General features: G+C 69.2%; 22 protein-coding genes. 12 read left to right on the top strand and 10 right to left on the bottom strand.

Annotated features, from left to right (window positions below):
• Nucleotides 1-130: 130 nt before the first annotated feature.
• The 3 genes from GRX31_RS25050 (at nucleotide 131) to GRX31_RS25040 (ending at nucleotide 2,960) form a co-directional block, all read left to right on the top strand.
• Entirely contained in the window at nucleotides 131-1,090 is a 960-nt protein-coding gene (locus GRX31_RS25050; RefSeq protein ID WP_160855408.1) for a PhzF family phenazine biosynthesis protein, read from the top strand.
• Between the two features lie 91 nt (nucleotides 1,091-1,181).
• Entirely contained in the window at nucleotides 1,182-1,865 is a 684-nt protein-coding gene (locus GRX31_RS25045) for a histidine phosphatase family protein (RefSeq protein WP_034366477.1), read from the top strand.
• A 120-nt stretch (nucleotides 1,866-1,985) separates the two neighbouring features.
• The gene (locus GRX31_RS25040; protein WP_160855406.1) at nucleotides 1,986-2,960 is read left to right on the top strand and encodes a Bug family tripartite tricarboxylate transporter substrate binding protein; all 975 of its coding nucleotides are present in this window, start codon (nucleotides 1,986-1,988) and stop codon (nucleotides 2,958-2,960) included.
• A gap of 344 nt (nucleotides 2,961-3,304) precedes the next feature.
• On the opposite strand, the gene GRX31_RS25035 is transcribed toward GRX31_RS25040, so the two are convergent.
• Nucleotides 3,305-4,165, bottom strand: a complete 861-nt coding sequence (locus GRX31_RS25035; protein WP_160855404.1) for a creatininase family protein — start codon at nucleotides 4,163-4,165, stop codon at nucleotides 3,305-3,307.
• Between the two features lie 29 nt (nucleotides 4,166-4,194).
• The gene (locus GRX31_RS25030; RefSeq protein WP_016449278.1) at nucleotides 4,195-5,172 is read right to left on the bottom strand and encodes a Bug family tripartite tricarboxylate transporter substrate binding protein; all 978 of its coding nucleotides are present in this window, start codon (nucleotides 5,170-5,172) and stop codon (nucleotides 4,195-4,197) included.
• 215 nt (nucleotides 5,173-5,387) lie between these two features.
• On the opposite strand from GRX31_RS25030, the gene GRX31_RS25025 reads away from it, so the two are divergent.
• The 4 genes from GRX31_RS25025 (at nucleotide 5,388) to GRX31_RS25010 (ending at nucleotide 10,384) form a co-directional block, all read left to right on the top strand.
• Nucleotides 5,388-7,658, top strand: coding sequence for a protein-disulfide reductase DsbD family protein (locus GRX31_RS25025; RefSeq protein WP_160855402.1), 2,271 nt, complete (start codon nucleotides 5,388-5,390; stop codon nucleotides 7,656-7,658).
• A 191-nt stretch (nucleotides 7,659-7,849) separates the two neighbouring features.
• Nucleotides 7,850-8,383, top strand: a complete 534-nt coding sequence (locus GRX31_RS25020; protein WP_074923346.1) for a hypothetical protein — start codon at nucleotides 7,850-7,852, stop codon at nucleotides 8,381-8,383.
• Between the two features lie 233 nt (nucleotides 8,384-8,616).
• Entirely contained in the window at nucleotides 8,617-9,888 is a 1,272-nt protein-coding gene (gene nhaA / locus GRX31_RS25015; protein ID WP_160855400.1) for a Na+/H+ antiporter NhaA, read from the top strand.
• 28 nt (nucleotides 9,889-9,916) lie between these two features.
• Nucleotides 9,917-10,384 carry a CoA-binding protein gene (locus GRX31_RS25010; protein ID WP_160855398.1) on the top strand — a complete coding sequence of 156 codons (468 nt, stop codon included), beginning with the start codon at nucleotides 9,917-9,919 and terminating at the stop codon, nucleotides 10,382-10,384.
• Nucleotides 10,385-10,638: 254 nt separating this feature from the next.
• Here GRX31_RS25010 and GRX31_RS25005 read toward each other — a convergent pair whose 3' ends face one another.
• Nucleotides 10,639-11,472, bottom strand: coding sequence for a GNAT family N-acetyltransferase (locus GRX31_RS25005; RefSeq protein WP_016449273.1), 834 nt, complete (start codon nucleotides 11,470-11,472; stop codon nucleotides 10,639-10,641).
• A gap of 307 nt (nucleotides 11,473-11,779) precedes the next feature.
• Between GRX31_RS25005 and GRX31_RS25000 the strand changes: the two genes are divergently transcribed.
• On the top strand, nucleotides 11,780-13,612 hold the full coding sequence (locus tag GRX31_RS25000; RefSeq protein ID WP_017406066.1) for a methyl-accepting chemotaxis protein: 1,833 nt from the start codon (nucleotides 11,780-11,782) through the stop codon (nucleotides 13,610-13,612).
• Between the two features lie 42 nt (nucleotides 13,613-13,654).
• Here GRX31_RS25000 and GRX31_RS24995 read toward each other — a convergent pair whose 3' ends face one another.
• Nucleotides 13,655-14,473 carry an IclR family transcriptional regulator gene (locus tag GRX31_RS24995; RefSeq protein ID WP_016449271.1) on the bottom strand — a complete coding sequence of 273 codons (819 nt, stop codon included), beginning with the start codon at nucleotides 14,471-14,473 and terminating at the stop codon, nucleotides 13,655-13,657.
• A gap of 149 nt (nucleotides 14,474-14,622) precedes the next feature.
• Here GRX31_RS24995 and GRX31_RS24990 point away from each other — a divergent pair, with 149 nt between their 5' ends.
• From GRX31_RS24990 to GRX31_RS24975, 4 genes are all read left to right on the top strand, one after another.
• Nucleotides 14,623-15,588 (top strand): MBL fold metallo-hydrolase, encoded by a 966-nt coding sequence (locus tag GRX31_RS24990; RefSeq protein ID WP_160855396.1) that lies wholly within the window; start codon nucleotides 14,623-14,625, stop codon nucleotides 15,586-15,588.
• 134 nt (nucleotides 15,589-15,722) lie between these two features.
• Nucleotides 15,723-17,414, top strand: a complete 1,692-nt coding sequence (locus GRX31_RS24985) for an FAD-dependent oxidoreductase (RefSeq protein WP_043790846.1) — start codon at nucleotides 15,723-15,725, stop codon at nucleotides 17,412-17,414.
• 31 nt (nucleotides 17,415-17,445) lie between these two features.
• A complete protein-coding gene (locus GRX31_RS24980) occupies nucleotides 17,446-17,712 on the top strand; it encodes a DUF2783 domain-containing protein (RefSeq protein ID WP_013800326.1) in 267 nt (88 codons plus the stop codon).
• A 104-nt stretch (nucleotides 17,713-17,816) separates the two neighbouring features.
• Nucleotides 17,817-18,788, top strand: coding sequence for a Bug family tripartite tricarboxylate transporter substrate binding protein (locus GRX31_RS24975; RefSeq protein WP_017406071.1), 972 nt, complete (start codon nucleotides 17,817-17,819; stop codon nucleotides 18,786-18,788).
• Between the two features lie 69 nt (nucleotides 18,789-18,857).
• On the opposite strand, the gene GRX31_RS24970 is transcribed toward GRX31_RS24975, so the two are convergent.
• From GRX31_RS24970 to GRX31_RS24945, 6 genes are all read right to left on the bottom strand, one after another.
• A complete protein-coding gene (locus GRX31_RS24970; protein ID WP_016449266.1) occupies nucleotides 18,858-19,607 on the bottom strand; it encodes an ABC transporter ATP-binding protein in 750 nt (249 codons plus the stop codon).
• Nucleotides 19,604-21,496, bottom strand: a complete 1,893-nt coding sequence (locus GRX31_RS24965) for a branched-chain amino acid ABC transporter ATP-binding protein/permease (protein WP_017406074.1) — start codon at nucleotides 21,494-21,496, stop codon at nucleotides 19,604-19,606. Before GRX31_RS24965 ends, GRX31_RS24970 begins: the two co-directional genes overlap by 4 nt.
• On the bottom strand, nucleotides 21,493-22,521 hold the full coding sequence (locus GRX31_RS24960; RefSeq protein WP_160855394.1) for a branched-chain amino acid ABC transporter permease: 1,029 nt from the start codon (nucleotides 22,519-22,521) through the stop codon (nucleotides 21,493-21,495). Before GRX31_RS24960 ends, GRX31_RS24965 begins: the two co-directional genes overlap by 4 nt.
• Nucleotides 22,522-22,604: 83 nt before the next feature.
• Entirely contained in the window at nucleotides 22,605-23,756 is a 1,152-nt protein-coding gene (locus GRX31_RS24955) for an ABC transporter substrate-binding protein (protein ID WP_016454722.1), read from the bottom strand.
• A gap of 36 nt (nucleotides 23,757-23,792) precedes the next feature.
• A complete protein-coding gene (locus tag GRX31_RS24950; protein WP_016449263.1) occupies nucleotides 23,793-24,452 on the bottom strand; it encodes a TetR/AcrR family transcriptional regulator in 660 nt (219 codons plus the stop codon).
• 17 nt (nucleotides 24,453-24,469) lie between these two features.
• Nucleotides 24,470-25,353 (bottom strand): AMP-binding protein (locus tag GRX31_RS24945; protein WP_160855392.1); only part of this gene is annotated, 884 nt, incomplete at its 5' end.

Below are 25,353 nucleotides of genomic sequence, written 5' to 3'. Positions count from 1 at the left end.
CGGCTCTTGCTCGGCGTCCCTGGTGTTTGGGCCAGTTACCTGCTTGGGCCAGAGGGAAGCCGACACGCAGTCGAACCAAAGTCCGGCTTGCCGTCGGCTTTTCCATCCTCCCTTCCATCTGCCCATTGCCATGACACCTGCATACGTCTCCCGCCAGCGCCCCTTCATGACCGTGGACGTGTTCACGGCACGGCCCTACCTGGGCAATCCGCTGGCCGTCGTGCTCGACGCCACCGGGTTGACCGATACGCAGATGCAATCCTTCGCGGCCTGGACCAATCTGTCGGAGACCACCTTCGTGCTGCCGCCCACCGAGGCCGGCCGCGCCGCAGGCGCCGACTACCGCGTGCGCATCTTCACGCCGGGCGGCGAGCTGCCCTTTGCCGGCCATCCCACGCTGGGCAGCTGCCACGCCTGGCTGGCGCAGGGCGGCGTGCCGCAGCAGGCGGGGCGCATCGTGCAGGAATGCGCCAAGGGGCTGATCTCGATTGCGCGCCAGGACGGACGCCTGGCCTTCCAGGCACCGGCCACCGACATCGGCGCCGTGGAGCCGGGCCTGCTGGCCGAGGTGGCTGCCGCGCTGGGCGCGGAGCCCGGCCAGATCCTGCGCGCCGCCTGGCTGGACAACGGCCCGCGCTGGATGGGCGTGCTCTTCGAGCATCCCGACCTGGTGCTGGCGCTGGAGCCCGACCATGCAAGGCTCAAGGCGCTGAACACCAAGGTGGGTGCCTGCGCGCTGTACGAAAGCGCGCAAGATGCACCGGCACTGATCGGCCGCAGCAGCCGCGAGGCACGCGCCTTTGCCACGGGCCAGCGCCCGGCCGGGGCCGATGCGGATGCCGCCCCCAGCCTGGAAGTGCGAGGCTTCGCCAGCCCCGTCGGCGTCACCGAAGACCCCGTCACCGGCAGCCTCAACGCCAGCCTGGCCCTGTGGCTGCGCGGCGAAGGCCTGCTGCGCGCGCCCTACATCGCCAGCCAGGGCTGCTGCGTGGGCCGCGACGGCCGCGTGCATGTCAGCGAGGACGCCCAGGGCGCGCTGTGGATAGGCGGCCATGTGGTGGAGTGCGTGAGCGGCCAGGTGCTGTTGTAAGGGCTGCCGGGGTGCTGGAATCTGTCGCCAAGGCGGCAGCCAGTCGCCCGCAGGACAAACGCCGGCGCCAGCGCTGGCCACAATCCGCGCCATGGGAACCCTCTATCTTGTGCGCCATGGCCAGGCCTCGTTTGGTGCCGAAGACTACGACCAGCTCAGCGAACGCGGCCAGGCGCAATCGCAAAGGTTGGGTGCCTACTGGCGAGAGCGCGGCCTGCGCTTCGACGCGGTCTACACGGGCACGCTGCGCCGCCATGCGCAGACGCTGGCCGGCATTGCCGAAGGCCTGGGCAGCCTGCCTGCCGAGCAGCACCGCACCCAGGCGCTTGCAGGCCTCGATGAATACGACAGCGGCGCGCTGCTGCAGGCCATCCATCCGGCGCCCCTGCCCAAGCCCGACACACCCGAGCTGTACCGCCACCACTTCCGGCTGCTGTGCGATGCCCTGGCCCAGTGGATGGCCGGCACCATCAGCCCCAAGGGCATGCCCAGCTGGAACGACTTCTCCGGCGGCGTGCGTCAGGTGCTGGAGCGCGTGCGGCACGAACATGCCGACGAAAACGTGCTGCTGGTCAGCAGCGGCGGCCCCATCTCCACCGCCGTGGGCCATGTGCTGGGCACCTCGCCGGAGGTCACCATTGCGCTGAACATGCGCATCCGCAACAGCGCCGTGACCGAGTTCACCACCAGCCCCAAGCGCCTGATGCTGCAGACCTTCAACACGCTCAACCACCTGGACACGGACGAGCACCGCAGCTGGATCACGCACGCCTGATCCAGCCCCCGGCCAGGCTGCCACACGGCTATTGCGCCAGGGCATAGCAGCCAGAACACGGGCGATCTGGGCCGGCCTGCGCTTTTGCGCCACACTGGCCGGCCAGGAGACAAAAGACCCATGAACAAACGCCGCTTCACGCGCAGCGCCCTGGCCTGCGCGGCCCTGCTGCTGGCCGCCATCACCAGCCAGGCCCAGCCCCTGTCGAAAAAGCCCATCCGCATCGTCGTGCCCTTTGGCGCAGGCGGCGTGGCCGACGTCACCTCGCGCGTCGTTGCGCAAAAGCTGGCCTCGCAGCTGGGCCAGCCCGTCATCATCGACAACAAGCCCAGCGCGGGCGGCATCGTCGCAGCCGACACCGTGGCCAAGTCCGCGCCTGACGGACACACGCTGTTCCTCCTGTCCAACGGCAGCGCCGTCACCGTGGGGCTTTTCAACCAACTGCCCTTCGACATGGTCAAGGACTTCACGCCGATATCCACCCTGGGCTACTTCGACATCGGCGTGCTCACCGCCAGCGACTCGCGCTTCAGGAACCTGGGCGAGCTGGTGGCCTGGGCCAAGGCCCACCCCGGCAAGCTCAACATCGGCAGCATCGCCATCGGCAGCACCCAGCACCTGGCGGCCGAACTGTTCAAGACCACGGCCGGCATCGACGCCCAGATCGTGCCCTTCAACGGCACTCCCGCCGTGGTCACGGCCCTGCGGGGCAGGCAGATCGACGCGGCCGTGGAAATCCTCACGCCCATCATGGGCCAGATCAACTCCAAGGCCGTCAACCTGCTGGCCATCACCGGCGACAAGCGCTCGGCCCTGCTGCCCGGCGTGCCCACGGCCCAGGAGTCAGGCGTCAAGGGCTTCGTCGCCTCTTCCTGGAACGCCCTGGCCGCCCCCGCCAAGACCCCTCCGGAAATCATCGCCCGCCTGAACAAGGAAATCGCCGCCGCCGTGAACTCCCCCGAAGTCACGCAGAAACTGCGCGAGATGAACGTCCAGGCCCAGTCCAGCACGGCCGAGCAGACCGCGCAATTGCTGCAGTCGGAAATCAAGCGCTGGGGCGACGTGATCGTCCAGGCCAAGATCCCGAAACAGTAAAAAAGGCCGAGCGCAGCGAAGGCCCGCAACAACTCCCCGTATGTCAGCGCCTGCGTCGTGGCGGTTGCGGGGTTGCAGTCCTGCCGAAGGACAGGACTGCTTCGTCATCTGACTCGCCGTGATGTTTGAACGTAGCGCGCAGCGCGAAGAGAGTTTCACGGCGAACCCCGCAACCGTCACGGCGCAGGTGGCCCCGCAGCGCAGCGAAGGGGTCGCGGACATTTGGGCGCATTTCTTTGCCTACTTTCTTGCTGCGCGGCAAGAAAGTAGGTCGGCCGCCGGGCCGAATCCCGGCCTCGCAAAACCACCACCCGGCAGGGTCCAAAAACGACCCCGCAACAAACCTACAGCGGCTCCGGCGCCCTTCCGACAGTATCCGCAGGCAGCGCAACCATCTCGGACAACAACCGCACCAACCCCCGAGCCGAAGCCTCCACCATCAAGGCCCCCCGCTCGGCCGTAGCCCCCGCAGCATTCCCCACCGCCCCGCAAACGTTGTAGTCCTCGATGGCCCAGCCCATCTTGGCGCTTCGCCCATTGCCCAGCAAGGCATGCCGCTGCGCCCTATCCTCCGAAGTGGAATGAAAGTCCCGCGCATGCTCCATGCGCACGGTCGAAGGCGCCAGGTGCAGCATCATCGACGTCTCCACCTCGCCGCCATGGATGCCGAAGCGGTGCTCATGCGCGCTGAACTGCGCATTGGCCGCATCGTCCACCAGTCCGAACCAGCTGCTGCTGTAGACCAGCAGGCCATGGCGCATGCGCAGCTCGCGCGCCACGATGTCCATCACGCTGACCTGTCCGCCATGGCCGTTGAGCAGCAGCAGCCGGCGCACGCCGGCGCGTGCCACGCAAGCGCCCAGCTCGGTCCACAGTGCGATCACCGTGGCGGGCGACAGCGTCAGCGTGCCGGCAAAGGATTGGTGCTCCACGCTGAAGCCGATGTTCTGCGGGGGAAGGAACAGCGCGGGCAGCTCGGGCGGCAGCAGCGGCAGGGCCGCATCGATCACGCCCTGCAGCAGGCGGGCATCGACGGACAGCGGCAGGTGCGGCCCATGCTGCTCCACGGCGGCCACGGGCAGCACCGCCACGGTTTCCGCGGCAAGCCCCGCCTGGGCCAGCGCGAAATCGCGCGCCGATACTTCGGCCCACCAGCGCGATGGCCAGGTACCGAGGGACGTGTGTGGAGGCGGGGAGCTTGGCATGGCCATGATCTTAGCCCCCGCCCCGCGTCTCATTCGACCTTGAAGTTGGATTCCCTGACGATGCGCTTCCAGCGCTCGTTGTCGGATTCGATCAGCCGCGCGAACTCCTCGGGCGTGCCACGGCGTGGCACATAGCTGTAGCTGCGCAGCTTGGCCAGCACGTCGGGCATCTGCATGACCTTGTCCATCTGCTGCGCGAGCTGGGCCACGATGTCGCGGGGCGTGCCCTTTGGCGCCAGCAGGCCCGACCAGGAACTGAAGCCCATGCCGTCCACGCCGGCCTCCTTGATGGTGGGCACCTGGGGAAAGACTTCGGCGCGCTGGGGCAGCAGCACGGCCAGGGCCTTGACCTTGCCCGTGCGGATCATCTCCACCGAGGTGAAGGAGTCGAACGAGAAATCCACCTCGCCCGCCACCACGGCCTGCATCTGCGGCGCCGTGCCCTTGTACTGGGCGTTGACGATGCCCGGCGCGCCAATCACCTTCTTGAACTGCTCGGTGATCAGCGAAATCATGCTGCTACCCGAGGACACGCTCAGCGGCTTGCCCTGTTTGGCCATGTCAACCAGCTCCTGCAGGCTGTTCACGGGCAGGTCCTTGCGCGCAATGAGGACGAAGCCCACGTCGCACAGATGGCTGATGGGCTCGAAGCTGGCCAGCGCCTCGTAGCTGGTCTTGTAGAGCACCGGGCTCAGGGTCTGCGCGCCGGCCGTGTTCATCAGCAGGGTGTAGCCGTCGGGCGTGGCGCGGGCGGCCAGTTCCGTGCCGATGACGCCGTTGGCACCGCCCTTGTTGTCCACCACGAAGGACTGGCCGGTCAGCTCCCCGAGCTTTTGCATGGCCAGCCGCGCCACCACGTCGGTGGTGCCACCGGCGGGAAAGGGCACGATCACGCGCACGGACTTGTCGGGATAGGCAGCGGCCGCGCGCGCGTGCTGCGGCAGCCCCCAGGCGGCGGCCGCTGCCGCGCCGGCGGCCAGGAATTGGCGGCGAGATGTCTCCTGCATGGCTTGTCTCCTTGTGTTGCTCTATCCCGGATGGGTGGCCGGCCCATGATGGGCAACGGACCTATCGCCTGTCCAATACCAAGCGCCTATGCAACGATATCTTTTGCCAATCGTCTTGCAACAACGCACAGAGGATTCCATGGCGCATGGCCGCTACCATCGCCGCCTGTAGCCAGGGGAACCAAAGATCCCGCCCCGGGCTCCCATAGTCCGCCATGCCACTCCAAACGCCTCCTCGCCACACCGCACCCCAGCGCCTCGCCTTCTGGCTTCTTGCCTTCCTTCTGGCCGCCTCCAGCCTGCTGGCCTTCCAGGCCGGCGCGCAGATCCGCCTGAAAACCGGCAGCGGGGCGGCAGCGACCGTGGACACGCCGCGCGTGCGCGCCGAACTCGTGGCCCAGGCGCCCGAAGGCGTACAGCCTGGCCAGACACTGTGGCTGGGCCTGCTGATCACCCACCAGCCCGAATGGCATACCTACTGGAAGAACGCCGGTGACTCCGGCCTGGCCACCGAGCTGAACTGGCAGCTGCCTGCGGGCCTGACGGCGAGCGAGATCCAGTGGCCCGTGCCCGAGGCGCTGCGCGTGGGCCCGCTGCTCAACTACGGCTATGAGGGCCAGGTGCTGCTGCCCGTGCCCGTGCAGGTGGCCCCCGACTTCAAGCCGCCCGCGTCCGGCATGCTGGACCTGCGCCTGCATGCGAACTGGCTGGTCTGCCGCGTGGAGTGCATTCCCGAGGAAGGCGATTTCCAGCTGCAGCTGCCCGTGCAGGGCAGCACGGCAGGCCAGGGTCAGGCCTTCACCCAGGCCTGGGCGCTCAAGCCCCAGGCACTGTCCGCGCCGGCCCAGGCCAAGGTGGTGCCGGCCAGCCAGCCTGCCGCACAAGGCAGGACGCCCGACGAGCGCGTGCAGCTGCGCATCGAGGGCCTGCCGGAATCCCTGCAGGGCCGCACGCTGGACTTCTATCCCGAATCTTCCGACACCTTCCACCACGCGGCCGAACTGGGCAAGGACTGGCAGCAGCATTGGGACGGCACAGCCTGGGTGGCCGAACTGCCGCTGTCCGACATGCGCGGCGACACTCCGGCCAAGCTGCCCGTGGTCCTGGCCCTGCCGCCCGCCGAGCGCGCCGCAGCGCTGGAGCAGGGCCAGCCCGTGGCCTGGCGCGCCGAGGCCCCGGTCGAGGGCCGCTGGACGGCTGCCGCCATGGCCAGCGTCTCGCCCGCACTGGCTGCGGCCCTGGCGGCCAACCAGGCCGCTGCGCCTGCTGCCAGCGCCGCCAGCCTGTGGATGGCCCTGCTCGGTGGCTTGGTGGGTGGACTGATCCTCAACCTCATGCCCTGCGTCTTCCCGGTGCTGGCCATCAAGATCCTGGGCTTTGCACGCCATGGACAGGACCGCCGCGCCCAGCGCCTGGGCGGGCTGGCCTATACGGCCGGCGTGGTCCTGTCCTTCCTGGCCCTGGGCGGGCTGCTGCTGGCGCTGCGCGCGGCAGGCGAGCAGCTGGGCTGGGGCTTTCAGCTGCAGTCGCCGGCCATCGTGGCCCTGCTGGCAGCCCTGTTCACCCTGCTGGGCCTGAACCTGGCAGGCCTGTTCGAGTTCGGCTCCATGCTGCCCGGGCGTTGGGCTGCGGCGCATGCGCGCCACCCGGTGGCCGATGCCTTTCTGTCCGGCGTGCTGGCCGTGGCCATTGCCTCGCCCTGCACGGCGCCGTTCATGGGCGCCTCGCTGGGCTTTGCCATCGACATGCCGGCCCTGCAGGCGCTGACGGTGTTCGCCGCCCTGGGCCTGGGCATGGCCCTGCCCTATCTGCTGGCCAGCTTCGTTCCCGCCGTAGTGCGCTGGCTGCCACGCCCTGGCGCCTGGATGGACACTTTCCGCCGTGCCATGGCCTTTCCCATGTTCGCCACCGTGGTCTGGCTGGTCTGGGTGCTGGGGCACCAGAGCGGCATCGACGCCGCCACCGCGCTGCTGGCCCTGCTGCTGGCCTTCAGCGCCCTGGTCTGGACGCTGACGCTCAAGGGCCGCACGCGGGCCGTGCTGGCCACGCTGGCCGTGGTGCTGGGGGGCGCGCTGCTGGCCACCACCGCACCGCTGATCGCCACACCTGCCCAGGCGGAGGGCACGGGCATGGCGTCCGCTGCAGGCCAGCGCTGGCAGCCATGGTCGGCCGCCCGCGTGGCCGAGCTGCAGGCGGCGGGCAAGCCCGTGTTCGTGGACTACACGGCCGCCTGGTGCGTGACCTGCCAGGTCAACAAGCGCACCACGCTCAACCATGAGGAGGTGCTGGCCGCCTTCGACAGGCACGGCGTGACCCTGCTGCGCGCCGACTGGACGCGGCGCGACCCGGCCATCACCGCCGCGCTGCAGCAGCTGGGCCGCAGCGGCGTGCCCGTCTATGTGCTGCATGCGCCGGGCAAGCCGCCGGTGGTGCTCAGCGAACTGCTGTCCAAGGGCGAGGTGCTGGGGGCGCTGGCCGCGCTTTGACGGCACCCCCTCCTGGGACAAACCCCGATTTTGGGTAGGTGCAAGACCTACATCTGTTGCAGTGCACGCCGTCCTAGACTGGATCCATCCGGGGAATACCGCAATCCGAACGCTAGGCGCCGCGGCTGCCGCCCGACTCCGGACCCGCCCGCGCGGCAACTGCCCGCCCTGCACGACACAGGAGGTGGGCCATGCATGCACTGATCACCCATTCGCACCCTTCGGGGGTGCACCATCGTTCACGCGGCAAGGGATTGCTGCTGGCGCTGGGACTGGCCAGCCTGGCTGTGGCGGGGATCGTCCTGCCCTTTGTCTGGGACCTGCTGGGCTTCGTCAACGGATTGCCCAAGATGGGATGGCTGCAGTCCATCCTGGCGGTCTCGCCGGTGTTCAGCTGGCTGATGATGTTCGCCTGGGGCCTGGCCGTTCCCGTGGCGCTGATCTATGCGCTCTACCACCCGCAGACCCATCCCTGGGGCAATGCCGCCATGGTGGCGGGCGCCATGCTGGTGGCCATCACCTGGTACGTGCACATGCCGGCCGCATCGCAATGCACGGCCATGTATCCGCAGACCGGCATGGCCTGCTCGGTGCTGCAATGGGGCTTCAGCATGAGCCTGGGCGTGGCTACGGCGGCCTATGTGTTCCTGGTCTTCATGATTGCGCTGTCCTCGCTGGGGCTGCTGGCCGAATGCGTCTCGCGCAACGAACCGCCCAGGCCCTGAATCCGCACGGTCTTGCGCAAGAGTCCCGGCCGCCGATTTTTGCCGCCGGGCCGCCCCAAGGCAAAAAGCGGCCCCCTCGGGGGGCAGCGGACCTTGCGCAGCAAAGGGAGTGGGGGCTTCTTTTATAATGGCGGCTGGGTGTCCAGACCGCACGGGGCGGCAGGACAGGTGTTTTCAGCGCAGGTCGGGCCGCCTGCGCACCGGGGCCGCAAGGCCCCTTTGCTGCTTTGCACATGAACACCTACACGACCCCGCGGCCGTCCGGCCCGCGCACGCCCCTTTTCCTGTCTTTCGCCGATCGCGTCGGCGCCTTCCTGTCCCGCTGGTCCCATGCCGAGGCCGCGGGCGGCATCGTGCTGCTGCTGGCAGCGGCCGCCGCCCTGCTCTGGGCGAACTCCGGCTGGGCCGGCTCCTACGAGGCGCTGTGGCACACGCCGCTGAGCGTGGGCCTGGGACCGTGGCAGCTGTCGCAATCCCTGCATTTCTGGGTCAATGATGCGCTGATGAGCGTGTTCTTTCTCGTGGTCGGCATGGAGATACGCCGCGAGATGCATTCCGGCGCACTGGCCCGGCCGCGCCAGGCGCTGCTGCCCGTGATGGCCGCGCTGGGCGGCGTTGTGGCGCCGGCCCTGATCTTCCTGGCCTTCAACGCCGCGCCGCCGCTGCGCAATGGCTGGGCCGTGCCCACGGCCACCGACATCGCCTTTGCCATGGGCGTGCTGGCCCTGCTGGGCCGGGGCCTGCCGCCCGCGCTGCGCGTGTTCCTGCTGGCGCTGGCCATCATCGACGACCTGGTGGCCGTGCTCATCATTGCGCTGTTCTATTCGGGCGGGCTGCAATGGAGCCAGCTGCTGGTGGCCGCCGCCGGCCTGGCCGGCGTGTTCCTGCTGCAGTCGCTGGGCGTGCGCCGCGCCTGGGCCTATGTGCTGCCGGGAGCCGTGCTCTGGTGGGGCATCTGGCAGACCGGCGCCCATCCCACGCTGGCCGGCGTGGTGCTGGGCCTGGTGACGCCCGTGCATGCGCTGGCCGGCCGCGAAAGCGCCGCGCCCGTGGAGCGCGTGCAGGCGGACCTGCATCCCTGGGTGGCCTTTGGCGTGATGCCGCTGTTTGCGCTGGCCAATGCCGGCGTGCCGCTGCAGGGGGCGGGCACCGCTGGCATCGATGCGGCGGGCACCTCGGCCGTGATGTGGGGCGTGGCCCTGGCCCTGGTGCTGGGCAAGCCGCTGGGCGTGCTGATCAGCTGCTGGCTGGCCGTGCGCCTGCGGCTGTGCGCGCTGCCGCCGGGCATGGGCTGGGGCGACACGCTGCTGGCAGGCCTGCTGGCAGGCATTGGCTTCACCATGGCCATCTTCATCGCCACGCTGGCCTTTGACAGCGAGGCCCTGCTCAATGCCGCCAAGCTGGGCGTGCTGTTGGCCTCGGCCACGGCCGCCGTGCTGGGGCTGGGCTGGGGGATGGTGCTGCGCCGGCGCCATGCTGCGGACGCGACAGCCCTGCCCGCCTGAACGGCAGGCGCTGCGTACACTGCGGCGCATGAGCGATACAGCAACAGACTCCCGCCTGCGCGACATCCTCGTGCAGTGCCGCACCCTGGCCGTGGTCGGCCTGTCGCCGCAGCCCGAGCGGCCCAGCCACCAGGCCTCGCAGTACATGCAGCGCCACGGCTACCGCATCGTTCCCGTGAACCCCGTGGTGGCACGCGAAGGCGGAAGCATCCTGGGCGAGCCCGTCCATGCCAGCCTGGCCGACGCTGCGGCCGCGCTGGACGCACAGGGCCTGCGCATCGACATGGTCGATTGCTTCCGAAAGAGCGAGGACATCCCGCCGCTGGCCGCCGAGGCCGTTGCCGTCGGCGCGCGCTGCCTGTGGCTGCAATTGGGCGTGGTCAACGACAAGGCCCTGGAACTGGCCCGCGCTGCGGGCCTGTGGACCGTGCAGGACCGCTGCGTGAAGATCGAACACCAGCGCCTGCTGGCCGATGCCCCGCCCACTGCCCGGTAACTCAGGAATTGCCCATGAAAAAGGCCGCAGCCCCGAAAAGGCTGCGGCCTGCAATTGGCGTGGACCAAGGCCCGGTCAGTCCGGTGCAGGTTACCTGCCTCCGTCCGGGTGTCTGCTTCAGCCCACATCCAGCATCATGCACGGTCTTTGTGACAGCCCTGTGATGCACATCACGGTCCGGCCCATTGCACAAGAAGCCGGCTCCGCCCTCTCTTTCCGAAAATTCCCAATTTCCCCAAAACGCTGCGACGGCCTCAGCCGCGCCGCGTGAACAGGCGCAGGTAGCGCGAAGGCAGGTCCTGCATGCGCATCATGATGGGCAGGTCGGCCGTGTTGAAGTCGCTGTCCCAGGCCGGCGCGCCCAGCACCTTGGCCCCCGTGCGCAGGTAGCCCTGGATCAGCGCAGGCGGCTCCACGCTCATGCCGCTGGTGCTGATGGATGCCAGCTCCTCGGGCAGGGCCACGCGGGGACGCACCTGCAGCTCGGGCTCGGCCAGATGGGTCTGGCGCAGTTGCTGCCAGACGCGCGCCGGGCCCTCGCCATGGGCCAGCCCCGGGTACTGCATGGGGATGCTGGCGCAGCCGACCATGGCGTCGAGCCGGTTGCGCTGCATGAATTCGGCCAGCGCGCCCCACAGCGCCAGGATCACGCCGCCCTGGCGGTGCGATGCGTGCACGCAGCTGCGGCCCAGCTCCACCATGCGCGGGCGCCAGGCGGCGAGCGGGCCCAGGTCGAATTCCTGGTCGGAGTACAGGCCCCCGGCGCGCAGCGCCTGGGTGGGAGTGAGCAGGCGGTAGGTGCCGATGACCACGCCCTTGTCGGCATCGCAGACCATGAGGTGCTCGCAGAAGTCGTCGAAGGCATCGATGTCGTGCCCGGCCAGCGGCGTCTGCAGCACGGCGCCCATCTCGGCGGCGAACACCGCGTGGCGCAGGCGCTGCACCTGGCGCACCTCGTCGAGATGGCGGGCCCAGCGCACATCCAGCCGCAGCGGTTTGTCCGCGGCCTGGGGTGGCTGGAGAAGCGCGGAAAGCGGGGGCTTGGCGATCTCGATCGCCGCGTTGCGAAGGGTGTCCAGAACGTCCATATGCCCGCCTTCCTCGTCATGTTGGACGCAGTCGGTGACCTGCCTGTGCCACTCGGTTTGCCTGCGTGCCGCCATTGTGGAAAGCGGCCATGAAAGTCCCGCGACGGTTGCGTTACAGCAACATGTCACACCGCACTGCAATGGTGCACTGCAGCAAATGCCTCTATGACAGGTGTTGCGCGCAAGTTGGTGCACGCCACCACAGGGTTGGCATGTCGTCAAAAATGAAACAAATTGTGCGTTAATGACAGGGCCGCATGCCCGGCCATTGCGGCTTGCGGAGTCCTCAGTCTTCCCTTGCCGCGCCATGCTCCAGACCCTTCGCTCCAAGATCCTTGCCATCAGCACAGCCACCGTGGTCGGCGCCCTTGCCATCACGGGGGCTGCCACGTACCACATCGTTCGCGGCAGCACTTTCCAGACCATTGAACAGGACCTGGACGCCATCACCGCCGGCAACACCATGGCCATCGACCAGTGGGTGGCCTCCAAGGCACGCGCCGTCAGCGCCGCCGCCGCCGTGATCGAGCACGGCGACCCGCAGGGCTTTGCCGCCCACATGGGCCAGGCCAGCGGCTTTCCCATCACCACGGTGGGCTGGGAAGACAAGACCTACAAGTCCACCACCAGCACTCCGCCCGACTACGACCCCACGGCCCGCCCCTGGTACAAGAGCGCCGTGCAGGCCGGCAAGCTGGCCCTGACCAAGCCCTATGGCGACTCCACCACGGGCGTGCCCTATGTGGCCTTCGTGGCGCCCATGCTGCGCGGCGGCGCGCTGCAGGGCGTGATCAGCGGCGCCGTGCCGCTGGAGGGCGTGCGCGAGGTGGTCTCCGCCATCCGCCCCACGCCCGGCAGCCTGGGCTTCGTGGTCAGCCGTGACGGCCAGGTGCTGGCGCATGCCGATGCCAAGCTGCTGCTCAAGCCCACCTCCGACATCTCCGAGCTGCTGACGCCGGCCGCGCTGACCGCGCTGGCCAGCGCCACGGCGCCGCTGGAAGTGAACCTGGGCGGCAGCGCCAAGCTGCTCAAGGCCCGCCCGGTGCAAGGCACGGACTGGCTGCTGGTGGTCGCGCTGGACAAGGCCGAGGCCACGACCGGCCTGCAAAGCGTGCTCAAGACGCTGGCCATCGCCATCGTGCTGCTGGCCTGCCTGGCCACGGCCGTGGCGGCGGCGCTGACGGCCCAGTCCTTCCGGCGCCTGTCCCAGGTGCGCGACGCCATGGACAAGATCGGCTCGGGCGGCGGCGACCTGACGCAGCGCCTGCCGGTGTCGGGCAATGACGAAGTGGCGCAGATCGCCTCGTCCTTCAACGGCTTCGTCGAGCAGATCGGCACCGTGCTCAAGGATGTGCGCAACGGCGTGGAGTCCATGAAGACCGCCACCGACGAGATCAAGCTGGGCAACCTGGACCTGTCCAACCGCACCGAATCCTCGGCCAGCAGCCTGCAGGAGACCTCGGCCTCGCTGTCGCAGCTGACGGCCAATGTGCGCCAGTCGGCCGAGGCGGCCGCCATGGCCACGCGCCTGGCCCAGTCGGCCAGCAGCTCGGCCACCAAGGGTGGCGACGTGGTGGGCAGCGCCGTGAGCACCATGGACGACATCTCCCGGGCCTCGTCCAAGATCGGCGAGATCATCGGCGTCATCGACGCCATCGCCTTCCAGACCAACATCCTGGCGCTCAATGCCGCCGTCGAGGCCGCCCGCGCCGGTGAGCAGGGCCGGGGCTTTGCCGTGGTGGCCTCGGAGGTGCGCAGCCTGGCCCACCGCAGCGCGGCGGCCGCCAAGGAGATCAAGACCCTGATCGACGCCTCCGGCGCCAGCGTGGCCATGGGCACGGAGCGCGTGCGCGCGGCCGGCCAGACCATGGGCGAGATCGTGGACGGCATCCAGCGCGTCTCCCAGATCATTGTCGAGATCAACGGCGCCATGACCGAGCAGAGCGTGGGCATCGGCCAGATCAACCAGGCCGTGGCCGACATGGACCGCGCCACGCAGCAGAACGCCGCGCTGGTGGAGGAGTCCACCGCCGCATCGTCCGTGCTCAACGAGCAAGCCCACCACCTGTCGCGCACGGTGGCCGGCTTCACGCTGGAAGGGCGTGCGCCTGCCCGGGACCAGTTGCTGCTCACGCACTGACCCTTGACCAAGCGCCACTGAACCCCACCGGGGGCTGCGCGCTCAGGCCTGGGCCGGCGCTCCCAGGCGCTGGGACAGGCTGCGCGCCTGGGCCTGCAGCAGCCGGGCCGGCCGGCCCTGGGGGTCCAGGTCCAGCGTGGCCGAGGGGCCGATGGCGGCAATGGCCAGCACCAGCTGGCCAAAGCCGTCGAACACCGGCACGGCCAGCGCGCTCACGCCTGACAGCAGCTGGTTCTCGACCCGGCTCAGGCGGCTGGCGCGGATGGCGGCCAGCTCCTTTGCAAAGGCGGGCTCTTCCAGGCTGTGGCCTTCCGCGTCCAGCAGGGGCGCAATGCGCCCAGGCTCGCCAAAGGCCGCAAAGATCTTGCCCGTGGCCGTGTGGCGCAGCGATGCGGGCGTGCCGTGGCGCATGGCCACATAGACATGGGTGGGCCCCTCTTCCACGCGAATGATGGTCGGCCCCTGGCCGCTCCACATGGCAATCGACACCGTGCTGCCCACCTCCTGCGCCAGCGCGGGCAGCTCGGCGATCGCCAGGCGCACGGGATCGGCCTGCTGCAGGCTGATCAGCCCCATCTGTATGGCCAGCGGCCCCAGGCCGTAGTGGCCGCTGGCGCGGTCCTGCTCCATCAGGCCCAGTTTGCAAAAGCTCACCAGGTAGGGATGGGCCTTGGCCGCCGTCATCTCGGCCTCGCGCGCCAGATCCTTGAGCGCCATGCGCCGGCCCGTGCGTGCCAGTGCCTTGAGCAACTGGCCGCCGACTTCCACGCTCTGGATGCCGCGCGGGCCGCGCGCGGGCTCGTCATCGCTGCTGTCAGGAAGGAAGACGGGGCTGTTCGGGGAAGAGGCGGCATCGGACATGGCAGGCATTGTGAGGGCTGGAACCCGGAGTTTGCGGCTCCGAGGGTTTTTCACTATGCCAAACGAATTGTTCAATGTTGAATTTTTCCCTAGCATTCAGGCATTCGATAAAAACAAATGCGTTTGTCCATTTCAAAAGCAGGATGCCCATGACCACCAAGACCTTTGCCTCCGCCGCCGACCTCGAAATCAAGCAGGTCAGCTTCGACAAGCTCTCCGAGCACGCCTACGCCTACACGGCCGAGGGCGACCCCAACACCGGCATCATCATTGGCGACGACGCCGTGATGGTGATCGACACCCAGGCCACGCCCGTCATGGCGCAGGACGTGATCCGCCGCATCCGCGAGATCACCGACAAGCCCATCAAGTACGTCACGCTGTCGCACTACCACGCGGTGCGCGTGCTGGGCGCCTCGGCCTTCTTCGCGGAAGGCGCCGAGCACATCATTGCCAGCCAGGACACCTTTGACCTCATCGTGGAGCGCGGCGAGCAGGACAAGGCCAGCGAGATCGGCCGCTTCCCGCGCCTGTTCCAGAACGTGGAAAGCGTGCCCGACGGCATGACCTGGCCCACCCTGACCTTCACCGGCAAGATGACGCTGTGGCTGGGCAAGCTGGAAGTGCAGATCCTGCAGCTGGGCCGCGGCCACACCAAGGGCGACACCGTGGTCTGGCTGCCCCAGGACAAGGTGCTGTTCAGCGGCGACCTGGTGGAGTTCGGCGCCACGCCCTACGCGGGCGATGCCTACTTCCAGGACTGGCCGCACACGCTGGACGCCATCGCCGCCCTGCAGCCCGAAAAGCTGGTGCCAGGCCGGGGCGCCGCGCTGCAGACGCCGGCCGAGGTGCAGGCCGGCCTGGCCGGCACGCGCGACTTCATCAGCGACCTGTGGACCGAGGTCAAGGCCGGCGCCGACGCCCAGCAGGACCTGCGCAAGGTCTACGAGGCCGCCTTCGCCAAGCTGCAGCCCAAGTACGGCCAGTGGGTGATCTTCAACCACTGCATGCCCTTCGATGTGACCCGCGCCTACGACGAGGCCTCGGGCCATGCCGACCCGCGCATCTGGACCGCCGAGCGCGACCGCAAGATGTGGGAAGCGCTCGAAGGCTGAACCACGGCGGCGTGCCGGTCCTGAGCACCGGCACGCCTGCCCATCGCACCCGCCCGCGCACCGGCATTCCCTGATGCCGGCGGGGATGGCTGCGCCTTTTCTCTCTCATACGCCCACGACAGAGGACGAACCCCATGTCCCACCCCGCCATCTCCCTGCAAGCGCTGCGCGGCAGCGGCGCAGACATACAGGCCATCCACATCCCCTACGAGCGCCATGCCGACCAGGACGCCGGTGCGGACACGCCCGCCCGGCATCCCGTGGTCATCGTCGGCGCCGGCCCCGTGGGCCTGTCGCTGGCCATCGACCTGGCCCAGCGCGGCCAGCGCGTAGTGCTGCTGGACAACGACTGCCGGCTGTCCACGGGCTCGCGCGCCATCTGCTTTTCCAAGCGCACGCTGGAGATCTGGGACCGCCTGGGCGTGGGCCAGGCGATGGTGGACAAGGGCGTGTCCTGGAACCTGGGCAAGGTCTTCTTCAAGGACCAGCCGCTGTACCGCTTCGACCTGCTGCCCGAGGACGGCCACGAGCGCCCGGCCTTCATCAACCTGCAGCAGTACTACGCCGAGGCCTACCTGGTCGAGCGCGCCCTGCAGCTGCCGCTGATCGACCTGCGCTGGCATAGCAAGGTCACGGCGCTCGAGCCGCAGGCCGAGGGCGCGCTGCTGACCGTGGAGACGCCCGACGGCAGCTACCGCATCGATGCGCAATGGGTCCTGGCCTGCGACGGCTCGCGCTCGCCGCTGCGCGGCCTGCTGGGCCAGGAAAGCCATGGCCGCATCTTCCGCGACCGCTTCCTGATCGCCGACGTGAAGATGCATGCCGAATTCCCCACCGAGCGCTGGTTCTGGTTCGACCCGCCCTTCCACCCGGGCCAGAGCGTGCTGCTGCACCGCCAGCCCGACGATGTCTGGCGCATCGACTTCCAGCTGGGCTGGGACGCGGACCCCGAGGAAGAGAAAAAGCCCGAGAACATCGTGCCGCGCATCCGCGCCCTGCTGGGCAAGGACGCGCCCTTCGAGCTGGAATGGGCCAGCGTCTACACCTTCGCCTGCCTGCGCATGGACCGTTTCGTCCATGGCCGCGTGGTCTTCGCGGGCGACAGCGCCCACGGCGTCTCGCCGTTTGGCGCACGCGGCGCCAACAGCGGCGTGCAGGATGCCGAGAACCTGGCCTGGAAGCTGGACCGCGTGCTGCGCGGCCAGGCCGATGCCTCGCTGATCGCCACCTATGGCGCCGAGCGCGAATACGCGGCCGACGAGAACATCCGCAACTCCACGCGCGCCACCGACTTCATCACGCCCAAGAGCGAGATCAGCCGCCTGTTCCGCGACGCCGTGCTGGACCTGGCGCGCGACCATGAATTCGCGCGCCGCATCGTCAACAGCGGGCGGCTGTCCGTGCCGGCCACGCTGCATGGCTCGGCGCTCAACACGCCCGACACCGACACCTTCGACGGAACGCAGCTGCCCGGCGCCGTGCTGGCCGATGCGCCCATGCGCCGGCCCGGCGTGGACGGCACGGCCTGGCTGCTGCGCGCCCTGGGCCCGGACTTCACGCTGCTGCACTTCGGCCCCACGCCGGCCTGGGCGCAGGCGCTGCCCGGCGTGCTCAACCTGTCCATCGCGACAGAGGGCGAGGCCCATGCACCAGACGCCGACCTCATCGATGCGCGCGGCCTGGCGGCCAGACGCCTGGATGCGCGCCCCGGCACCAGCTACCTGCTGCGGCCCGACCAGCATGTCTGCGCGCGCTGGCGCCGCCCCGACGAGGCCGGCGTGCGCGCCGCTCTCCAAAGAGCCTGCGGCGCCGCCGCCACGGCCTGAACCTCTTACGCCCCATCCACAGGAGACCGCCATGCTGCTGTCCACCCACCCCAACCTGCAGGCCTGCGACGATTTCTACGAAGCCCTGATCGCCACCCACCAGGGGCTCGACACCGCGCAAAGCCATGCCCTCAATGCCCGCCTCGTGCTGCTGCTGGCCAACCACATCGGCCACCAGGGCACCTTGCTGCATGCGCTCGAACTGGCCCGCGCCAGCGCAGGACTTGCCCCTGCCGGCGCGGACCCCGCCGAGCGCGGCGCCGTGACACCGGTCGCCCCGGTGCACGCGGCCGCCTGAAGCCGCGCGCCGCCGCCCGCGCGGCGGCCTGCCATCCCCACAAAGGCGCCCGCCTCACACCTTGGACATCTCACAAGGGCGCCGCATACAACATGGAGACAAGGATGCAACGCAAGCAGTTTCTGGCCGCACTGGCCTGCTCGGGCCTGGCCCTGGCCGCAGGGCCTGCCGCCCTGGCACAGGACAAGCCCCTGGAATGGGTCGTCGGCTATGCGGCCGGCGGCGGCTCGGACGTGGTCGCCCGCGTCATCGCCGAGGCCATGGGCCGCAACCTGGAGCGGGTCATCGTCATCAACAACAAGCCCGGCGCAGGCACCAACATCGCGGCCGAGTACAGCGCCCGCTCGCGCGACCACGGCAACCTCATGTTCACGGCCGACTTCGCCACGCTGGCGGCCAACCCCTTCCTGTTCAGCAAGCTCAACTACAACGCCGAGCGCGACTTCAAGCCCGTGGGCATGCTGGTGCGCTTTCCCATGCTGCTGGTGGTCAACAACGAGGTGCCCGCCACCAACCTCGCCGAATTCCTGGCCTGGGCCAAACAGCAAAAGACCGGCGTGAGCTGGGGCTCGGCCGGCCTGGGCAGCCCCCACCACCTGGTGGGCGAGCTGTTCCGGGAGCAGGCGGGCCTCACCAACATGACCCATGTGCCCTACCGCGGAGCGGCCCCTGCCGTGCAGGACGTGGTCGGCGGCCAGATTCCCGCCATGTGGGCCGACAGCGCCACCATCATTCCCTTCCTGAGCGAGAAAAAGCTCAAGGCCATCGGCGTGGCCAGCCCTGCGCGCGTGGACGTGCTGCCCCAGGTCGCCACGCTGCAGGAGCAGGGTCTGAAAGGTTTCGAGGGCTATGCCTGGCAGGGCATCGTCGTGCCCACGGGCAGCTCGGCCGAGGTGGTCAAGAAGTTCAGCCAGTCGCTGCAGCAGGCCCTGGCCGACACCCGCACCAAGGCACGCCTGGCCGCCATGGGCGTGGAGCCCATGCCCGGCAGCGCCGAGCAGATGGGCCAGTTCGTGCGCGCCGAGCGCGGCAAGTGGGGTCGGGTGATCGCGGCCAACAACATCAAGCTGGATTGAGCGCCACGCTGCAGACGCAAAAAGGCTGCCGGTCCGGCAGCCTTTTTCGTTGTGGCTGGGGGTTGCGTCTCAGGCCACCGCCGCCGCCTCCGCACTGCGCCCCATCCCCAGATAGGTATCGATGATGCGCCGGTCGTGCAGCAGCTCCCTGGCCGCGCCGCTGAGCGCCACGGCGCCCATCTCCAGCACGTAGGCACGGTCGGCCACCTTGAGGGCGGCGCGCGCGTTCTGCTCGACCAGCAGCACCGAGACGCCGTGGTCGCGCAGGCCGGCCACGACCTGCAGCACCTCGCGCACGATCAGCGGCGCCAGGCCCAGCGAGGGCTCGTCCAGCAGCAGCAGGCGCGGGCGTGCCATCAGCGCGCGGCCGATGGCCAGCATCTGGCGCTCGCCGCCCGACAGGGTGGAGGCCATCTGCGGGCGCCGCTCCCTCAGGCGCGGGAAGATGGCGAAGACCTCGTCCATGCGCTGCGCCTGGTCGCGCAGGCCCCGGCGCCAGCGCGAGAAGCCGCCCAGCAGCAGGTTGTCCTCCACCGACATCTCGCCGAACAGCTCGCGCTTTTCGGGCACCAGGGCCACGCCGTTGGCCACCATGACCTCGACGCCGGGGCGTGCGATGCGCTTGCCGTCCAGATGGATCTCGCCGCGCGAGGGCAGCAGGCCCATGGCGGCCGACAACAGCGTGGTCTTGCCCGCGCCGTTGGGGCCGATGACGGTGACGATCTCGCCACTGCGCACATCCAGATCCACCTGGTGCACGGCCTCCACGGGACCGTAGGACACGCTCAGGCCCTTGAGCTGCAAAAGGGTGTCGCTCATGCCGTCTCTCCGGTTGCCTCGTCGTCGTCGCCGCCGCCCAGGTAGGCATCCAGCACGCGCTGGTTGACCTGGATCTGGGCCGGCGTGCCTTCGGCGATCACGGTGCCGAACTCCAGCACCGTGATGCGGTCCGCAAGATTCATGACGAACTCCATGTCGTGCTCGACGACGAGAATGCCCAGCCCCTCGGCGCGCAGCTGGCGCAGCAGGTCGGCCAGGGCCTGTTTTTCCAGGTGGCGCAGGCCGGCTGCCGGCTCGTCCAGCAGCAGGGCCGCGGGCTGTCCGGCCAGGGCGCGTGCGATCTCCACGATGCGCTGCTGGCCCAGGGCCAGCGAGGCGGCCGGCACGTCGGCGAAGGCGCCCAGGCCGCAGCGCTCGATCTGGCGGCGCGCCTCGGCCAGCACCGAGGCCTCCTCGGCCCGGTCCAGGCGCAGCATGGAGGCCAGCCAACCCCGGTGCGCACGCCGGTGCGCGCCCACGGCCACGTTCTCCAGCACGCTGCGCTGGCCCAGCAGGCGCACATGCTGGAAGGTGCGGCCCAGGCCCAGGGCGGCAAAGCGGCGCGAGGGCGCATCGTTCATGGCCTGGTCCATGAAGCGCACCTGGCCCTCGGTGGGCGAGTCCACGCCCGAGATCATGTTGAAGAAAGTGCTCTTGCCCGCGCCGTTGGGGCCGATCAGCGCATGCACCTCGCCGGCCCTGAGCGTCATGGCCACATCGTTGTTGGCCACCAGGCCGCCAAAGCGCTTGGTCACATGCTCGGCCGCCAGCAGCACCTGGCCCGCCGCGGGCAGCGCGCGCTGCGCCAGCGGCGCAGCGTCCGCCAGCTTCAGATCAGACACGGGCCGGCGCACCCAGCGCGCCGTGAGCGCCTGCAGCGTGGGCCACAGGCCTTCTGCAAAGCGCTGCAGCACCAGCACCATCAGCAGGCCGAAGACGATGACCTCGAAGTTGCCGCTGGTGCCCAGCAGGGCCGGCAATATGTCCTGCAGCTTTTGCTTGATCAGCGTGATCAGCGTGGCGCCCAGCACCGCGCCCCACAGGTGGCCGGCGCCGCCGACCACGGCCATGAACAGGTACTCGATGCCCACGTTGAGGTTGAAGGGCGCCGGGCTCACGAAGCGCTGCATGTGGGCGTAGAGCCAGCCCGAGAGCGTGGCCAGCAGGGCCGCCAACACGAAGAGCTTGACGCGGTAGTGCGCCGTGTCGATGCCCATGGACTCGGCCATGACGCGGCCGCCGCGCAGCGCGCGGATGGCCCGACCCTCGCGCGAGTCCAGCAGGTTGTGCAGCAGCCACAGCGCCACCAGCAGCACGGCCCAGATCACCACGCCCATGGCGCGCGGCGAGGCCAGCGAGACGCCGCCGATCACCAGCGGCGCAATGCCCGTGATGCCGGTCTGCCCGCCCAGGAATTCCATGTTGCCGAACAGGTAGTACAGGCTCAGCCCCCAGGCGATGGTGCACAGCGGCAGGTAGTGGCCCTGCAGCTTGACCGTGACCGCGCCCAGCAGCCAGGCCACGACGAAGGTGATGAGCAGGCCCAGCGCCAGGCCCACCCAGGGCAGGCCCGCCGCGCCCACCAGCCCGCCCAGTGCGGCCACCGAGGCCGGTGCCGTGCAGACCCAGGCCGTGGCATAGGCGCCGATGCCCACGAAGGCCGCCTGGCCGAACGAGGTCATGCCGCCCACGCCGGTCAGCATCACCAGGCCTGCCGCCACCATGGCGAACAGGCCGATGTAGCTGAGGATGACGACGGTGAAATCGGGCAGGAAGCCCCAGGACGCGGCCAGCAGCGCAATGGCGGCCACCGTGAGCACGCGCGTGCTGATGCCGCCCGAGGCGGCCTTGGCAGGCGCCGCGGCCTGCGAGGAAACGGGGGCGCTCATTCTTCTTCCTCCACATGGTGGCTATTGCGCGATCGCCACCACAGCACCGGGATGATCAGCGTGAACACCAGCACCTCCTTGTAGGCACTGGCCCAGAACGACGAGAAGGCCTCCAGCAGCCCGACCAGCAGCGCGCCGGCCAGGGCCAGCGGGTAGCTGGCCAGCCCGCCCACGATGGCGGCCACGAAGCCCTTGAGGCCGATCAGAAAGCCGGTGTCGTAGTACACCGTGGTCAGCGGCGCGATCAGCAGGCCCGAGATGGCGCCGATCAGCGCGGCCAGCGCAAAGCTCACGTCGCCGGCCATGGCCGTGGGAATGCCCATGAGGCGTGCGCCCACGCGGTTGATGGCCGTGGCGCGCAGCGCCTTGCCGATCATGGAGCGCTCGAAGAACACGAACAGCAGGGCCACCAGCACCAGGGTCACGCCCACCACCACCAGGGACTGGCCCGAGATCGTGATGTCGCCCAGGCGCAGCTGCGCCCCGGAAAACGCGGGGGTGCGCGAGCCTTCGGCACCGAAGAACAGCAGCCCCAGGCCGACCAGCACGCCGTGCATGGCCACCGAGACGATGAGCAGCATCAGCACCGAGGCATGGGCCAGCGGCCGGTAGGCCAGGCGGTACAGCAGCGGCCCCATGGGCGTGATCAGCACCAGGGTGGCCAGCGCCTGCAGCATCAGCGAGGACGGGCGCAGCCCCCAGGCCAGGGCCACGGCAATGGCCGGCAGCGCCAGGCACCACAGGAAGGTGGCGGGCCAGCTCACCTGGCTGCCCGCGCGCCAGCGCAGCAGGTCCACCACCAGCACGGCGGCGGCCAGGGCCAGCAGCAGCCACAGCGTGGTGGGCACGCGTCCGGCCTGCATCATGGCCAGGGTGAGCGCGCCGAAGGCGACGAACTCCCCCTGCGGGATGAAGATGATGCGGGTGACCGAGAACACCAGCACCAGGGCCAGCGCCATCAGGCCGTAGACGGCGCCGTTGACGATGCCGTCCTGCCCCAGCAGCAGGGCGATTTGCAGATCCATGATCGACTTTCGAGCAGACGCGGCCAAGCGCCACAGCGGCCGCCACCAGGCGCGGCAGCCGCTGCGGCCTCAGACCTGCAGGTTCAGGGCTGGTACTTCCAGGTACCGTTCTCGATCTTGACCATGACGGCCGCGCGCTGGTCCAGGCCCAGGTGGTCGGTGGGCGTCATGTTGAAGATGCCGTGGGCGCCGGCCACGTCCTTGGTCTGCTCCAGCGCATCGCGCAGCGCGGCGCGGAACTCGGCCGTGCCGGGCTGGGCCTTCTTGAGCGCGGCGGGAATCGCCGCTTCGAGCACGCGGCCCGCATCCCAGGAATGCGCGCCAAAGGTCGAAGCCGTGCCCTTGCCGTTGGCGGCCTCGTAGGCCTCCACATAGGAGACGGCGGACTTCTTGACCGGATTGCTGTCGGGCAGCTGGTGGGCCACCAGCACGGGGCCGGCGGGCAGCAGCGTGCCTTCCACATCCTTGCCGCCCACGCGCAGGAAGTCGGCATTGGCCACGCCGTGGGTCTGGTAGATCTTGCCCTGGTAGCCGCGCTCCTTGAGCGACTTCTGCGGCAGTGCGGCCGGCGTGCCCGAGCCGGCGATCAGCACCGCATCGGGCTTGGCCGCCATGAGCTTGAGCGTCTGGCCCGTGACCGAGGTGTCGCTGCGCGAATAGGCCTCGGTGGCGGTGAGCTTGAGGCCCTTGGCCTCGGCCACCTTGCGGAATTCCTGCAGCCAGCTTTCTCCATAGGCGTCGTTGAAGCCGATGTAGCCCACGGTCTTGATGCCGGCCTTGGCCATGTGCTCGCCGATGGCGGCGGCCATCATGGCGTCGTGCTGGGGCGTCTTGAAGACCCAGAACTTCTTGGCATCCACGGGCTCTACGATCTTGGCCGAGGCCGCCAGCGTGATCATGGGCGTCTTGGCCTCGGAGACCACGTCCACCATGGCCAGGGAGTTGGGCGTGATGCTGGAGCCCAGGATCACGTCGACCTTGCTCTCGCTGATCAGCTTGCGCGTGTTGGCCACGGCCGCCGTGGTGTCGGAGGCGTCGTCCAGGATGATGTAGTTGACCTTCTGGCCCGCCACCGTGCGCGGCATCAGCGCCACCGTGTTCTTTTCGGGAATGCCCAGCGACGCGGCCGGCCCGGTGGCCGAGACCACCACGCCCACGTTGATGTCGGCCAGGGCCGAGCCCCACACCGTGGCCAGGGTTGCGGCCAGCAGGCCCAGTTTTGTCATGCGCTTCATGTCTGTCTCCTTTGTGTTGGATGGGGCGCGGTGCCGTCAGGCGCCACAATTTACCGTGGTAACTATTTTTTTGCCAGCGGTTTGATGCACGGGTTTGCCTGGGGTCTGCACGGCAGGCAAGCCTCCGAGGAACAGGTCGGCCACCACGGGGGCCATGGCCTCGTGGTCCAGCGTTCCGTCGGGCCGCAGCCAGGTGAACATCCAGTTCATCATCCCGAACAGCAGCATGGCCAGCGCCTTGGACAGGCCCGCGCCGTCGGCGTCCGGCCGCAGCTGGGCCACCGCCTGGGCAAAGGCCTCGACCACGGCGCGCTCCTTGCCCACCACGCGCTGGCGGTCCTCGTCCTGCAGGAAGCGCACGTCCTCGGTCAGCACGCGGTGGGCATGGCGGGCATGGGCGTACTCCTGCACGAAGCGCTCGATCAGCATGCGCAGCCGCGGCTCGGGCGGCAGGCCCATGGCCTGCACCTCGTCCACCAGGGCCTGCAGCCGCGTCATGTGGCCGTCGGTGATGTCCACCAGCAGCGCGTACTTGTCGCGGAAGTAGTGGTAGATGGTGGGCTTGGACAGGCCGCAGGCCTGGGCCACCTCGTTCATCGAAGTGCCGGGGTAGCCGCTGCGCGCGAACAGCGCGGCGGCATGGCCCAGGATCAGTTCGCGCTGGTCGTCGTATCCGGAAGATCGGCCTCGGGCCATGGGACTCCTGTGCGCGCTCAGCGGCTGCGGTGGTCGATCACGCGGCGGGCCTTGCCCACCAGGGTGCGCTCTATGGAATCGGGCCGCAGCACCTCGACCTCGGCGCTCACGCCGACCAGGGTCTTGATGCGCTGCTGCACCCACAGGGCCAGCGCCTCGGTGTCGCCCTGCGTGCCCGGCTGCATCTCGCAGCGCACGGCCAGCCGGTCCAGATTGCCCTCGCGCGTGACCACCAGCTGGTACTGGCCCGACAGCTGGGCGTTCTGCAGCACGATCTCCTCGATCTGCGTGGGAAACAGGTTCACGCCGCGGATGATGAGCATGTCGTCGCTGCGCCCCACGATCTTGCCCATGCGCCGGAAGCTGCGCGAAGTCGGCGCCAGCAGCCGCGTCAGGTCCCGCGTGCGGTAACGAATGATGGGCATGGCTTCCTTGGACAGCGACGTGAAGACCAGCTCGCCCTCGCTGCCGTCGGGCAGCACCTCGCCCGTGTCCGGGTCGATGATCTCGGGGTAGAAATGGTCTTCCCAGATCACCGGCCCGTCCTTGCTTTCCACGCATTCGCTGGCCACGCCCGGGCCCATGACTTCGGACAGGCCGTAGATGTCCACGGCATCCAGCCCCGCCTTGCCCTCGATCTCGCGGCGCATGGCCTCGGTCCAGGGCTCGGCGCCGAAGATGCCGATCCGCAAAGAGCTCTCGAGCGGGTCCATCCCCTGGCGCTGCATCTCCTCCACGATCACCTGCATGTAGCTGGGCGTGACCATGATGATGTCGGGCCGGAAATCCTGGATCAGCTGCACCTGCTTTTCGGTCTGCCCGCCCGACATGGGCACCACGGTGCAGCCCGCGCGCTCGGCACCGTAGTGCGCGCCCAGGCCGCCCGTGAACAGGCCGTAGC

This window comes from Delftia sp. CH05 (genome assembly GCF_009827015.1).
GTDB lineage: Bacteria > Pseudomonadota > Gammaproteobacteria > Burkholderiales > Burkholderiaceae_C > Comamonas > Comamonas tsuruhatensis.
This window is presented reverse-complemented; position numbering and strand designations above follow the sequence as displayed.

Coding starts and splice junctions, on each gene's coding strand:
- GRX31_RS25045 (WP_034366477.1), top strand. CDS start 1,182: ATGGGAACCCTCTATCTTGTGCGCCATGGCCAGGCCTCGTTTGGTGCC.
- nhaA (WP_160855400.1), top strand. CDS start 8,617: ATGAACACCTACACGACCCCGCGGCCGTCCGGCCCGCGCACGCCCCTT.
- GRX31_RS24950 (WP_016449263.1), bottom strand. CDS start 24,452: ATGGCCCGAGGCCGATCTTCCGGATACGACGACCAGCGCGAACTGATC.
- GRX31_RS25010 (WP_160855398.1), top strand. CDS start 9,917: ATGAGCGATACAGCAACAGACTCCCGCCTGCGCGACATCCTCGTGCAG.
- GRX31_RS24995 (WP_016449271.1), bottom strand. CDS start 14,473: ATGTCCGATGCCGCCTCTTCCCCGAACAGCCCCGTCTTCCTTCCTGAC.
- GRX31_RS24990 (WP_160855396.1), top strand. CDS start 14,623: ATGACCACCAAGACCTTTGCCTCCGCCGCCGACCTCGAAATCAAGCAG.
- GRX31_RS24955 (WP_016454722.1), bottom strand. CDS start 23,756: ATGAAGCGCATGACAAAACTGGGCCTGCTGGCCGCAACCCTGGCCACG.
- GRX31_RS24965 (WP_017406074.1), bottom strand. CDS start 21,496: ATGAGCGCCCCCGTTTCCTCGCAGGCCGCGGCGCCTGCCAAGGCCGCC.
- GRX31_RS24975 (WP_017406071.1), top strand. CDS start 17,817: ATGCAACGCAAGCAGTTTCTGGCCGCACTGGCCTGCTCGGGCCTGGCC.
- GRX31_RS25050 (WP_160855408.1), top strand. CDS start 131: ATGACACCTGCATACGTCTCCCGCCAGCGCCCCTTCATGACCGTGGAC.
- GRX31_RS24970 (WP_016449266.1), bottom strand. CDS start 19,607: ATGAGCGACACCCTTTTGCAGCTCAAGGGCCTGAGCGTGTCCTACGGT.
- GRX31_RS25000 (WP_017406066.1), top strand. CDS start 11,780: ATGCTCCAGACCCTTCGCTCCAAGATCCTTGCCATCAGCACAGCCACC.
- GRX31_RS24985 (WP_043790846.1), top strand. CDS start 15,723: ATGTCCCACCCCGCCATCTCCCTGCAAGCGCTGCGCGGCAGCGGCGCA.
- GRX31_RS24960 (WP_160855394.1), bottom strand. CDS start 22,521: ATGGATCTGCAAATCGCCCTGCTGCTGGGGCAGGACGGCATCGTCAAC.
- GRX31_RS25025 (WP_160855402.1), top strand. CDS start 5,388: ATGCCACTCCAAACGCCTCCTCGCCACACCGCACCCCAGCGCCTCGCC.
- GRX31_RS25005 (WP_016449273.1), bottom strand. CDS start 11,472: ATGGACGTTCTGGACACCCTTCGCAACGCGGCGATCGAGATCGCCAAG.
- GRX31_RS25040 (WP_160855406.1), top strand. CDS start 1,986: ATGAACAAACGCCGCTTCACGCGCAGCGCCCTGGCCTGCGCGGCCCTG.
- GRX31_RS25030 (WP_016449278.1), bottom strand. CDS start 5,172: ATGCAGGAGACATCTCGCCGCCAATTCCTGGCCGCCGGCGCGGCAGCG.
- GRX31_RS25035 (WP_160855404.1), bottom strand. CDS start 4,165: ATGCCAAGCTCCCCGCCTCCACACACGTCCCTCGGTACCTGGCCATCG.
- GRX31_RS24980 (WP_013800326.1), top strand. CDS start 17,446: ATGCTGCTGTCCACCCACCCCAACCTGCAGGCCTGCGACGATTTCTAC.
- GRX31_RS25020 (WP_074923346.1), top strand. CDS start 7,850: ATGCATGCACTGATCACCCATTCGCACCCTTCGGGGGTGCACCATCGT.